Raw genomic sequence first — 12,809 nt, forward strand, 5'->3', positions numbered from 1 at the left:
TACACCTGTTCCCATACCGAACACAGCAGTAAAGTCCTCCAGCGCCGATGGTACTTGGGTGGCGACGCCCTGGGAGAGTAGGTCGTTGCGGATTTTTTTAAAAGAGATACTTCTATTTATTTAGAAGTATCTTTTTTATTGTTTTGAGTACAACTCTTGTATGGTTCCAATGTAATAAGTAAGTTACTAAAATTGACTAAGAATAAGGTCAATTACAAGTAAAGGTACTTGGTTAATCAAATGTGTAAATTTAACGAGAATACAATTTTAACTTGACTTAATATAGCTAATTCGCTATAATTAAGTACACTTAATAATTTAATAGTTTACCTATAATTTTATAATATATGCAATTGTAGATATTATAAAGATACAATTCTATGTAGTCATTGATTTTAATATGGTGACAACAAAGTAACAAAATTTAGAAAGAGGTGTTACTATGAAAAAAAATATTCTTTTAAAAATTGCAATTTTATCTGTATTCTTTGTTCAAATGGGCATAGGTACGATAACACCAGCAATTGCTAGTATTGGAGGAGCATTTCCTCAAATTCCTTTTACAACGCTTTTATTAGTTTCAACACTATCAGTTATAGTATCAGTACCTGCCACAGTTATATCGGGTAGAATTGCAGGTAGTGTAGTGAAATATAAAACTCTGTTAATAGGTGGTATGATTTTATTTATAGTCGGTGGTATTGCACCGTTTTTCGCTCAAAGTAATTTTGGTATTATCTTAGCATTGAGAGTAGTATTTGGTATTGGATTAGGTATTGTAACGCCACTTGGTGCAGCAATAATAATTTCTTTTTTCGAAGGAGAAGAAAGAGCAAAAGTAATGGGATTGAGTGGTGTTGTAGCTAATGTCGGTGGAATTTTATTTCAATTACTTGGGGGCGTAGCTGCTTCTGTTTTGTGGGGATATGCATTCTTAGTTCATGGATTAGGAGTTATAACCCTTGTACTCGTATTATTTCTTCCAGAACCAGAAAAAGCTCCTAATCGCCAGTCAGGTGAGGTTGCTCCCAAAATTCCAAGTATAGTTTATTTATATTCTATATCATTACTTTTACTTATGGCATTGAACTATCCAATATTAGTAAATATGTCTTCTGTAATTCAAGCATACGGTATGGGTGATGCAGCTTCTTCAGCGGTTGTTCTAACAATGTTTACTGTAGGTGGTATGCTTGCAGGGGTGGTTTTTGCAAAATTATTCGGGTTTTTTAAACAAAGTGTAATATCTGTAGGACTGATCTTAATGGCAGCATCTATGGCGTTTATGACATTTGGCACAACATTAGCTTTTATGTTTATTGCAGCTACATTAGCAGGTATAGGATTTAGTATGATACTTCCTACTATGATGATGTCAATAGGCATGAAAGTCAACCCAACTTTAGTACCAATAGCATCTGGGATGATTATGGGAGCTATGAATGTTGGTGGATTCTTATCAGCGTATATGTTTGCAGGTTTAGCATCATTATTCGGACAAGTTGAAAATATTAAATTTCCATTCGCATTTTCAATGGTTTGTTTTTCGATAATAGCAGTTATTGTATTAATTAAACAATTACAGATAAGTGCAAAAGAAGTAATACAACAATAATCAAATAGAATACATAGTATAAAAGTAAACTATGTTAAAAGCCTTACCAGTAATTTGGTAAGGCTTTTAACAATTATTTAGAAAACTTATATAAGACCGCGCAATTACCAACGACTTAGACCGCAATGCGGTGGAAGCAATCTGCATAGGATAAAGCAAGCTCTACGTACAATCACCCCAATATATGATATAATATTCGAAACAGCAGATTGGCTCGCAGAATTTAATTCATTTTACGTGCTTGCACGAGAAAATGAAATAAATTCTATGAGCAAGTGCCAACGACGGTCACAGGGAGGCTGCTGAGGTGAAATCTGCGTTGAATAATAGAAATGCTATTAGAGAATCGGAGAGTATAAATGAGTGTAGATAAATATGCATTGCTTAAACAATATTTTGGATATGACTACTTTAGAAACGGTCAAGAAGAATTAATAGATAGTATACTAGCAGGAAAAGATACTATTGGTATTATGCCCACAGGTGCGGGTAAATCAATATGTTTTCAGATACCCGCTATGATGATGAACGGAATTACACTTGTTATTTCACCACTCATCTCTTTAATGAAAGATCAGGTGAATTCACTCATTCAAGCTGGTATTCCAGCAGCTTTTTTAAATAGTTCCCTATCACTGAATCAATATAGGTTAGCACTAAAATACGCTGGAGAAGGAAAGTATAAAATAATATATGTAGCTCCAGAGCGGTTAACAACAGAAGAATTTCTTTTATTTACATCTAAATCAAATATATCTATGGTTAGTGTAGATGAGGCACATTGTGTATCACAATGGGGACAAGATTTTAGACCAAGTTATATGAAAATTAAGAAGTTTATTGAGGCACTACCTTATAGACCAATTATCAGTTCTTTTACTGCTACTGCAACAAAGGAAGTACGAGATGATATTATTGATATATTACAATTGAGAAAACCAACGATCGTTACAACTGGATTTGATAGAAAAAACTTATCTTTCGAGGTAAGAAAACCTAAGGATAAATATGGTGAAGTGCTTAATTATTTAGTAGAACATTCAAAACAAAGTGGCATTATATACTGTGCTACGAGAAAAAATGTTGAAGAAGTATGTCGCAAATTAACGCAAGAAGGATTCTTAGTCACTAGGTATCATGCAGGTCTTTCAGATATAGAGCGAAAACAAAATCAAGAGGATTTTGTTTTTGATGTTAAACCTATTATGGTTGCGACTAATGCATTTGGCATGGGAATTGATAAATCGAATGTATCTTTTGTAATTCACTACAATATGCCCAAAAATATAGAAAGTTACTATCAAGAAGCAGGCAGAGCAGGTAGAGATGGGGAAGAAGCAGAGTGTATTTTACTTTATAATGGACAAGATGTTATAACTAATCAATTTTTTATTGATAATAGTAATCAAAATGAAGAAATAGATGAGAATACTAATAGACTAGTAAAGGAGAAAGAACGTGAAAGGTTAAAACTTATGACGTATTACTGTCATACTAATGATTGTCTGAGGCATTATATTTTAAAATATTTTGGTGATCATGCTAATGACTACTGTGATAACTGTTCAAATTGCATACAAAATTTTGAAGAAAAAGATATTACGGAAATAGCACGTAAAATTATTTCATGTGTAACTGAAACTAATGGTAGATACGGTGTTAAAGTTATTATTGATACTTTACGTGGTAGCAAAGGTCAAAAGATATTACGTCTAAATCTTGATGAATTAGAGACATATAATTCATGTAAAGGAATATTAGAACATAAGATTCGGGAGATAGTTAACTTTTTAGTAATTAATGAATACTTGTTTCTTACTAATACTGTTTATCCAACAGTTGGTATAACAAAAAAAGCGTTAGATGCTATGAAAAATCAAGAAGTACTGTCTATGAAAATACTGATAGAAGAGACCCCTTTAGCTGAAGAAATACAAAAAGGAAAAACAGTTCGTAATATAAAATCAAATAAAAGCAAGGCTAATACTGTAAATTATGTAATTACCGAAACAGAAGAAGATCTGTTTGAATCTTTGCGGTCACTTAGATCACAAATAGCGAGTAAACAGAAAGTACCGGCGTATATAGTGTTTAATGATGCTACACTCCGATCTATGTGCAAATTAAAACCAACAACAGAGGCAGAGTTCTTAAATGTTTCAGGTGTTGGAGAAGTGAAAATGAAACATTATGGAGATACGTTTTTAGACTTAATACGTAAATACGTAAATACGTGAATATAGAAACAAAAATCACTTTATTGAATCACTTGTGCGCATAAGGATATGTTTTTTTATATATAAAAAGTGATTAGCCGAGTACTTTAATATCTGCAGTAATTTATGTGAATTATTGAATAAAAGATTGAGTATTTGGCATTAATAAAGTAAGTGTTAGGAGTTGAAAATATGAATAGAAATTATTTAAAACCAGCAGAAATTTCAAGAGTTGCTATTGAAACAGGCGTAAGTAAAGTCAAAACAAAAAGAATAAATCAATTTATACTAGCAATTTTAGCTGGAGTTTTTATTGCTTTTGCTGCAGGCGGGTCAAACATGGCAGCCTTTAACCTTTTAGCCAGACCAGAAACATTTGGATTAGGTAGAACATTAGCAGGAACGATATTTGGAACAGGTTTAATGTTAGTAGTAGTAGCAGGAGGTGAACTATTCACAGGAAATTCACTCATTATGGCAGGAGTCTTAGAGAAACAAATTAAAGTAAGGGAGCTGCTAAATAATTGGTTGTTTGTGTTTTTAGGAAACTTTGTTGGTTCATTATTTATAGCATATATGATGGTTCACTCAGGCTTATTCAATAGTGGTGATTATGGTTTAGGTGCTACTACAATAATTATCGCAGTTAACAAAGTATCTTTAGATTTTATTCCAGCTTTTTACCTTGGAATAATGTGTAATTGGTTAGTATGTTTGGCTATATGGATGTCATATGCATCTATTGATCTGACCGGTAAGATATTTGCTATATTTTTTCCTATTTGGTTATTCATCACATCAGGTTTTGAACATAGTGTTGCAAATATGTACTATATACCTGCTGGAATTATGGCCAAATCAAATAGCAACTGGGCTATTGCTTCAAATTTAACAACTCAGCAATTGGATAATCTTAATTGGAGTACATTTATCACAAACAATATGATACCAGTTACTTTAGGAAATATTGTAGGTGGAGCTATATTCGCAGCAGCTGGTTACTGGTTTGTTTATGTAAGAAACAATCCTGATCGTATTAAATCAGAGAAATAAAAAAAGGAGTAATAACAATATTATTACGGGTGATATTATGAAGAATATATCAGAACTAATTAGTAATATGATAGTATACTACGCAGGTGATGTTAAAAGAATTAATCATTTTTTAAAAGTTTATAGTTTCGCAAAAGCAATAGGTGAAAATGAAAGACTAGATAATATCAAACAAGAAACTTTAGAGATAGCTGCAGTTACACATGATATTGGAATTAAAGTTAGTGAATTAAAATATAATTCTTCCTCTGCGAAGTACCAGCAATTAGAAGGACCTGCAATCGCAGAAGAAATGCTTAAACAATTAGGTTGCGAAAGAAAGGTTATAAAGAGAGTATCCTTCCTAATCGCTAATCACCATACATATAATAATATAGATGACATAGATTATCAGATACTTGTTGAATCAGACTTTTTGGTTAATATTGAAGAAGATAAATTATCTATAGAATCAATAAAAAAGATACAAGATAATATATTTAAAAGTAAAACAGGAAATTTATATTTAGAACAATTGTATTTAGCATAATGGTTGATACGTATTTAATCTAGTATTATTCATTTGCCAAGCGATAACCGATGCCTACTTCCGTTAAGATAAATCGTGGCTTTGCTTTATCCTTCTCAATTTTTCTTCTAAGATTTGCCATAAAAACTCGTATAGATGTCGTATCACCAGTTTCACCATATCCCCATACCTCTTTTAAAATGTAGTTGTGAGTAAGCACTTTGCCCTTATTTTGTACAAGAAGTAATAATAATTTGTATTCAATAGGGGTAAGGTGAACTTCAACATTATCAATAAAAACTAAACGCTTTTCCAAATTAATAGATAAATAGTCAAGTTCAAATATTTCATTATTTTCTAGATATACTAATTTCTTTAACTTACGTTCTATAACTCTAATACGAGCTAATAATTCGCCCATATGAAATGGTTTTGTAATATAATCATCTGCTCCTTCATCTAGTGCAGAAATTTTTTCATTTTCTTGTCCTCGTGCTGACACAACAATAATGGGCACGTCAGAAATTGTACGAATTAGTCTAATAATCTCTATACCATCAATATCCGGTAAACCTAAATCAAGTAATACAATATCTGGACGATCATTGTTAAACAATGAAACTCCATCAATTCCGGTTCTTGCAGTTCTGAATGAGTATCCTTTTGTTTTTAAAGAAAGAGAAATAAAATTTAATATATATTTGTCGTCTTCAATTATAAGTATGTTTATGCTCTTTTCCATTTTCATACCTCCATAATCGGTAGGGTAAAAGTAAATAACGCCCCACCTTCAGTTGCTCTACTCACAGTTATTGTTCCGTCATGAGCCTCAATAATAGATTTACATATTGAAAGTCCAATACCTATTCCTCTATTACCATCAATAACTTTATTTGAAAATGTTACAAAGCTCTCAAATAGTGTATCTTCAATATTCTTATCTATACCATCACCATTATCTGCTATATCAAAAATAACAGTGTTACCTTGGGTATGTACACGTAAATATATACTACAATGATCTTGGGTATGATTTATAGCATTGTCTAATAAATTAATTAGAACTTGAACAATTAGCTTTCCATCAATAAAAATTGTTATAATCTCATCAGGTATCGAAACAGATATTATCCTTTTATTCGAAATGCGAGAGACATGTTCCATAGCTTCATGTACAATATCATCAATAACCTCGTACTTTTTATTGACTCGGAACTTGCCATCGTCAATACGAGTCATATTTAATATATTCTCTACTAATTTATTCAGCCAAAGAGCCTCATCATTAATATTACTAGCTAATTTGTTAATGGTAAGTTTATCTAAACTATCTAAATTATCAATAATAACTCCACTTGCTCCAACTATACCTGTTAAAGGAGTTCTAAGATCATGTGAAATAGCTCTTAGTAAGTTACTTCTTGTTTTTTCTCTTTCCATAGCTATTCTTATTTTTTCTCTTTCATTGTAAATTAATTCTCGATCAAGTGACAAACCCATTTGTGTAATAACTGTTTTAATTAAAAGATCATGCTCTAAACTGAAGTTATCCTTACAATAGGCTACTTGTATAATACCTAATTTTTTAGTTAATCCTTGGATAGTTATTTCCATAATACTCATATCTTCTGTTTTAAATCCTATTTTTTTATCGATATAGATTTCACCGAATTCTAAAAGAGATACTTTGCTATTATATTTTGTGTTTTGATAAATATAATTAATGCCTTGTAGTATGATGTTTTCTTTACCTGTAATATTTAGAAAGCTATTTGTAACCTTATATAAAAGCCTGGCTGTGTGTTCATTCTGTTTAGCTATTAGTAATTGTTTTTGAAACATGTTAGTCATCGTGCCCAATATTAGGGAAGCACCTAAGAAAGCAACCATTAATATTACATCGTTTGGATTATAAGTGATAAAAGTATGAACTGGAATTGTGAAAAAATAATTGAATATGAAAACGCTAATTATGGATGCTGTTATACCATATAAGTAACCTTTTGTAATCACAGTGGTTATTAATACACTAACTAAAAACACCATAATTATACTTTCTTTTCCAATACCTACTCTTTGTAAAAATAAAGATAATAAAGTAGAACAAATAATCAGTACAATTAGTTTTATTAAATAGTATAGGTGAAGTTGTTGACAATTATTAATAATATCGCCTCCGTTAATACTTTATAGAAAACAATCTACAATTTCTTCATAAAGTGTATAATGTCAATTCTATTTCCTGCAACAATAAGATGTTCTTCGCTTTTAAAAACATAATTCGCTTCAGGTAGAGGAAAAATTTCATTATTATTTTTAGTTGCTAATATATTAATTTTATAGTTGCTTCTAACATCAATATCTATTATGGTTTTACCAATCCAGGAGTGTAATGGTGGTATTTCAAGAATGCAGTACTCTGGTGTTAATTCAATGTAATCAAATACATGATTGGCACTTAACCTTAAAGCTGTTTTCTTTGCACTTTCTTTTTCTGGGTAGATTACTTCATCAGCACCATTGCGTAAAAGAAATTTTTCATGTATCTCTCTATTGACTTTAGCAATAACATATGGCGCACCTAAGTCTTTCAATTGAGAGGTTATTTCAATTGATGATTGAAAGTTTGAACCAATGCATACAAAACAAATATCAAAATTTGCGACTCCTAGTGATTTTAAAACTTCTATATTAGTACAGTCTCCAATGTGAGCACTTGTTACGACGGAAATCAAATCGCTTATTTTATCCTCCCTATGGTCGATGATCATGACTTCATTGTTGAGTTCTGAAAACTTGCTAGCTAAGTATCGGCCAAATCGGCCTATTCCAATTATTAGTATATACTTCTTTTTTGTTAACATATTATATTATCCTCTCTTTAATGAAATTATCCAATAATTATTTTTTCAATTGGGCTTTTAACAAGAGTATTTTTTTTATTATGAGCTACTGCCATAACAACAGCTAAACTTCCTATTCGTCCGCAAAACATAAGTATAATAATTATAAGCTTAGATAAGGTGGTCAAACTACTAGTTATTCCTGTTGATAGTCCCACAGTTCCAATTGCTGAAAAAACCTCGAAGATTATATCACTTAAGACTAATTCAGGTTGAATTAAACTAATCAATATCATAGCTACAAGGGCTGATGATATATAAATTGTAATAACACTGGATGCTCTTTTAATTATATTATACTCTAATCTACGACCAAAGATATTTAATTCATCCGAATATCTTACTGAAGATATTACAGAAAGAATAAGAACAACAAAAGTAGTAGTTTTAATTCCTCCAGCTGTAGAACCAGAGTTTCCACCAATTACCATAAGAATTATTGTCAAAAGTTTTGAACCTTCTGAAAGTGACGTTGTATCAACCGTGTTAAATCCTGCTGTCCTAGGTGATATTGCATGGAATAGAGATGACAAAATTTTCTCTTTGACACTTATATTTTCTAACAAGTTGTTTGCCTCTAACATGTAAAATAATATAGATGAACATAATATAAGAAAAAGTGTTGTACATAAGACAATCTTAGTATGCAACTGATAATACTTAAATTTATGTCTATGTCTATATATATCTTCCCATACAATAAACCCGATACCGCCTATAGTAATTAGAGTTAGTATCACAATATTCATCACTGTATCATTACTATATCTTGTGAGGGAGGAATATTCATTAAATCTCCCCATTAGATCGAAACCTGCATTACAAAATGCAGAAATCGAGTGAAAAATACCGTTAAAGATACTAGCTGATATTTCCATTTCTCGATTAAATATAATTGCAAGAATTATTGCAGCAATTCCTTCAAAAATGAAAGTGCCTACTATTATATGTTTTGTTAATCGTACCACACCACCAATATGTATAGAGTTAACAGAATCTTTTAATAGACCTCTCTCTTTAATACCAATCCTTTTCCGTAGAGCTAACAGAAACATTGTTGCAATAATCATAAATCCTAAGCCTCCGATTTGGATAAGCCCTAAGATAACAATTTGACCAAATACTGAAAAATGGTTATAAGTATCATATACGACTAATCCAGTAACGCAGGTTGCTGAAGTGGCAGTAAAGAGAGCATCAATAAATGGTGTGAATTCACCGCTTTTAGATGAGATAGGTAGTGATAATAAGAATGTACCTATCATTATTATTGTGAAAAATGCAAGTACACTTATTTTTGCGTACGACATATTACCCCTCGTACTTAACAGCATTCTGCAACGACTCCTTTATAATGCTTAGATGACTATTTGTGTCATTTTTACGTAGAATAACTTCAATAAAATTTAAATCATTATATATTTTCATATTATTTTGGTAATTGCACAATGCAATAACATTTATAATACTATATACTTTAGTAGCAACAGAGCTGGTGATTAAGTTATTGGCATCGTTATATGAGAGGGCGAGCAAGCAACTATATTTATAATCCATACTAATAAACTGAATATCATCAATAGTTTTATATTCATATTTCATAGATTCACAGTATGCTATTACTTGTTCAGTTAAACTATTATCTCCATAAATTAATATGGAATCATTAAATGAAGAGTTATCTTTATTACTATTATTAGGGGTGTAAATAGTATCTTCAATAAACATGTCAATTTTAGACATTAGACAATATCCAATTAGTAAGAAAATGATTATGATAAGAACTAATATAAATATCAAATACATATACCTCCCTTTATTAATATTTTACGACATTGAATATAAAGTTAGTGTTAAGATTTGTAAATTAGTGTTAAGATTATGTTAATACCCTATCCTATGAAAATAGAGACATATATACTAATAGGAGGAGAAAGAAGTTTTCTAACATATAAAGGTGGGATTTCGTGAAATTAAATTATAAACAAACGATTTTTATCGGGTTGGCATTTATGTCTATCAGTGCATTTTGGCAACTCTATGATAATATCATACCGTTGATATTGCACAATACATTTGGACTTGGAGAAACTATAACAGGAGGGATTATGGCTCTTGATAATGTCTTAGCCCTTTTCTTATTACCTCTATTTGGCTACTTATCAGATAAGACAAATACGAAACTCGGAAAACGTATACCTTTTATCGTTATAGGAACAGTTATTTCAGTTGTTTTTATGATGATATTACCAATCGCTGACCAAAAACAAAATTTTGTATTATTTTTTATACCCTTAGGGATTGCGCTTATTGCAATGGGTATATATCGTTCGCCTGCAGTTGCATTAATGCCTGATTTAACTCCTAAACCTCTTAGAAGCAAAGCAAATGCAGTGATCAATCTAATGGGTGCAGTAGGTGGTATCTTTACTCTTGTCTTGATAAGGGTACTTATTCCCAATGAGACAAGACCAGATTATACGATGTTGTTTTTATACATATCTATTTTTATGATTATTTCTGTACTAATTCTTACCTTAACAATTAGGGAGAAGAAGTCGTCAGAGGAAAAAACAGTAAATAATGAACTCAAAAAAGTGACGCCTAGTTCTAAAAACAATATAGAAATGATGCCGAAAGAAGTACAAAAGAGTTTATTTTTTATACTGGCTTCAGTATTTTTATGGTTTACAGCTTATAATGCTATTACAACAGCATTTTCTAGGTATGCACTAGAAGTTTGGGGATTAACAGGTGGTAGTTTTGCAAACGCTTTAATGGTTGCAACAGGAGCAGCTATTCTAAGTTATATTCCTATTGGAATATTATCTAGTAATATAGGTAGGAAAAAGACTATTATTGGTGGTATCATTATAATGTCTATTTCATATTTTTTTGGTTTCCTCTTTACTCAGTATACTCCGTGGATTAATCTTATATTTGCTTTTACAGGTATTGGATGGGCAGCTATAAATGTAAACTCTTATCCTATGGTCGTCGAGATGAGTCGTAGTTCTGATGTAGGGAAATATACAGGCTACTATTATACTTTTTCTATGGCTGCACAAATAGTAACACCTATATTGTCTGGTTTTTTACTAGAAAACGTGTCTTATAGGACGCTATTTCCATATGCTATAGCGTTTTCATTACTATCACTTCTTACAATGATTTTTGTAAGACATGGAGACTCAAAACCACCTAGGAAAAAAAGCAAATTAGAAAACTTTGACATAGAAGACTGATTTGGAAGGAGGATACCGTGTATATAATACTAGGAGCCACAGGTTTTTTGATTATAATATACTTATTGTCTATTATGCCAAAAATGCGCAAACGCCATGATATGACGCATATTTATGAGTATTACTATGCTCATAGAGGGTTGCACAAAAAAAAATCTAGTAATCCTGAGAATTCTTTAACTGCTTTTAAGCGAGCTATAGAGAATAATTATGGGATTGAACTGGATGTTCAACTATCTAAAGATCTCATACCAGTAGTCTATCATGATTATAACTTAAGAAGAGTATGTGGTATAGATAAGAAGGTTTGTGAGCTTACTTATGATGAATTAAGAAAATTGACGTTATATTCATCTAATGAAAAAATTCCAAATCTTAAAGAAGTCCTAGATTTAGTTAATGGGAAAGTGCCTCTAATAATAGAATTAAAGATTGAAGATAAAGACATATTTGTGTGTAATGTTGTTGCCACATATTTAGATGATTACAATGGAGTTTACTGCATTGAATCTTTTAATCCATTAGGTCTTATTTGGTTTAAGAAAAATCGACCTAGCGTTATAAGAGGACAGCTCTCCACTAATCTTCTAAAAGATGAGGGAAACAAAAGAAAAATAGTTTATTTGTTATTACAAAATCTTATGTTGAATTTTTGCACAAAACCAGATTTTATAGCTTTTAACTATAAATATTGTAAAATGATTTCATTTGTTTTATGTCGTGCAATTTATAGAGTACCTACATTTGCATGGACAATCACCTCACAAGAAGGAATAGAAGACAGTAAAAGAAGTTTTGACGTATTTATATTTGAAAAATTTAAACCCAAAATTTAGAACGAGCAAATTATTTATGTTTAAATAATGATTCTTGAGGTATATAAATAAAGAATGGTTTATCCAAAGGAAAAGAGTGCCAACGACTGAAACCCCGAAGGGGTTGAAGATAATCTGCGTAGGATAAAGTAGATACTAAATATTACAAACCCAATATATGAAATAATATTCGCACCAGCAGATTGGCTCGCAGAAATCATAACAATTTTCGTGCTTGCACGAAAAGATGAGAGGATTTCTATGAGCAAGTGTCAACGACTGAAACCCCGAAGGGGTTGAAGATAATCTGCGTAGGATAAAGTAGATACTAAATATTACAAACCTAATATATGATATAATATTCGCACCAGCAGATTGGCTCGCAGAAATCATAACAATTTTCGTGCTTGCACGAAAAGATGAGAGGATTTCTATGAGCAAGTGTCAACGACTG

Annotated in this window: 11 protein-coding genes and 1 rRNA gene; 7 read left to right on the forward strand and 5 right to left on the reverse strand. The window is 31.2% G+C overall.

The window, feature by feature from the left end; genetic code table 11:
* From rrf to GC105_RS15840, 5 genes are all read left to right on the forward strand, one after another.
* Positions 1-94 (forward strand): 5S ribosomal RNA (rrf, locus tag GC105_RS15820); the annotation flags it as partial.
* A gap of 348 nt (positions 95-442) precedes the next feature.
* Positions 443-1,615: an MFS transporter gene (locus GC105_RS15825; protein WP_152806775.1), complete on the forward strand. Its 1,173-nt coding sequence runs from the start codon at positions 443-445 to the stop codon at positions 1,613-1,615.
* 359 nt (positions 1,616-1,974) lie between these two features.
* Complete coding sequence (recQ, locus tag GC105_RS15830) at positions 1,975-3,852, forward strand: DNA helicase RecQ (protein ID WP_152806777.1); 1,878 nt, start codon at positions 1,975-1,977, stop codon at positions 3,850-3,852.
* A 171-nt stretch (positions 3,853-4,023) separates the two neighbouring features.
* Positions 4,024-4,884: a formate/nitrite transporter family protein gene (locus GC105_RS15835; protein WP_152806779.1), complete on the forward strand. Its 861-nt coding sequence runs from the start codon at positions 4,024-4,026 to the stop codon at positions 4,882-4,884.
* Positions 4,885-4,921: 37 nt separating this feature from the next.
* Complete coding sequence (locus GC105_RS15840; RefSeq protein WP_152806781.1) at positions 4,922-5,413, forward strand: HD domain-containing protein; 492 nt, start codon at positions 4,922-4,924, stop codon at positions 5,411-5,413.
* Between the two features lie 25 nt (positions 5,414-5,438).
* Here GC105_RS15840 and GC105_RS15845 read toward each other — a convergent pair whose 3' ends face one another.
* From GC105_RS15845 to GC105_RS15865, 5 genes are read right to left on the reverse strand one after another with little or no spacing between them, the layout of a single operon-like run.
* Complete coding sequence (locus tag GC105_RS15845; RefSeq protein WP_152806783.1) at positions 5,439-6,134, reverse strand: response regulator; 696 nt, start codon at positions 6,132-6,134, stop codon at positions 5,439-5,441.
* Positions 6,135-6,136: 2 nt separating this feature from the next.
* The gene (locus GC105_RS15850) at positions 6,137-7,576 is read right to left on the reverse strand and encodes a sensor histidine kinase (protein WP_343030066.1); all 1,440 of its coding nucleotides are present in this window, start codon (positions 7,574-7,576) and stop codon (positions 6,137-6,139) included.
* Between the two features lie 17 nt (positions 7,577-7,593).
* Positions 7,594-8,256 (reverse strand): potassium channel family protein, encoded by a 663-nt coding sequence (locus GC105_RS15855; RefSeq protein ID WP_152806787.1) that lies wholly within the window; start codon positions 8,254-8,256, stop codon positions 7,594-7,596.
* A gap of 26 nt (positions 8,257-8,282) precedes the next feature.
* Positions 8,283-9,605, reverse strand: a complete 1,323-nt coding sequence (locus GC105_RS15860) for a TrkH family potassium uptake protein (protein ID WP_246169876.1) — start codon at positions 9,603-9,605, stop codon at positions 8,283-8,285.
* 1 nt (position 9,606) lies between these two features.
* Positions 9,607-10,038 carry a hypothetical protein gene (locus tag GC105_RS15865; protein ID WP_152806791.1) on the reverse strand — a complete coding sequence of 144 codons (432 nt, stop codon included), beginning with the start codon at positions 10,036-10,038 and terminating at the stop codon, positions 9,607-9,609.
* 224 nt (positions 10,039-10,262) lie between these two features.
* On the opposite strand from GC105_RS15865, the gene GC105_RS15870 reads away from it, so the two are divergent.
* A complete protein-coding gene (locus tag GC105_RS15870; protein WP_343030064.1) occupies positions 10,263-11,540 on the forward strand; it encodes an MFS transporter in 1,278 nt (425 codons plus the stop codon).
* A 17-nt stretch (positions 11,541-11,557) separates the two neighbouring features.
* Positions 11,558-12,376 carry a glycerophosphodiester phosphodiesterase family protein gene (locus GC105_RS15875; protein WP_343030065.1) on the forward strand — a complete coding sequence of 273 codons (819 nt, stop codon included), beginning with the start codon at positions 11,558-11,560 and terminating at the stop codon, positions 12,374-12,376.
* The last annotated feature ends 433 nt before the right edge of the window (positions 12,377-12,809 follow it).

This window comes from Alkalibaculum sporogenes, assembly GCF_009362815.1.
Taxonomy (GTDB): Bacteria; Bacillota; Clostridia; order Eubacteriales; family Alkalibacteraceae; genus Alkalibaculum_A; species Alkalibaculum_A sporogenes.

What these genes read in the sequence shown, in the direction of transcription:
- GC105_RS15825 (WP_152806775.1), top strand. Translation starts at nt 443, where the DNA reads ATGAAAAAAAATATTCTTTTAAAAATTGCAATTTTATCTGTATTCTTT.
- recQ (WP_152806777.1), top strand. Translation starts at nt 1,975, where the DNA reads ATGAGTGTAGATAAATATGCATTGCTTAAACAATATTTTGGATATGAC.
- GC105_RS15835 (WP_152806779.1), top strand. Translation starts at nt 4,024, where the DNA reads ATGAATAGAAATTATTTAAAACCAGCAGAAATTTCAAGAGTTGCTATT.
- GC105_RS15840 (WP_152806781.1), top strand. Translation starts at nt 4,922, where the DNA reads ATGAAGAATATATCAGAACTAATTAGTAATATGATAGTATACTACGCA.
- GC105_RS15845 (WP_152806783.1), bottom strand. Translation starts at nt 6,134, where the DNA reads ATGGAAAAGAGCATAAACATACTTATAATTGAAGACGACAAATATATA.
- GC105_RS15855 (WP_152806787.1), bottom strand. Translation starts at nt 8,256, where the DNA reads ATGTTAACAAAAAAGAAGTATATACTAATAATTGGAATAGGCCGATTT.
- GC105_RS15860 (WP_246169876.1), bottom strand. Translation starts at nt 9,605, where the DNA reads ATGTCGTACGCAAAAATAAGTGTACTTGCATTTTTCACAATAATAATG.
- GC105_RS15865 (WP_152806791.1), bottom strand. Translation starts at nt 10,038, where the DNA reads ATGTCTAAAATTGACATGTTTATTGAAGATACTATTTACACCCCTAAT.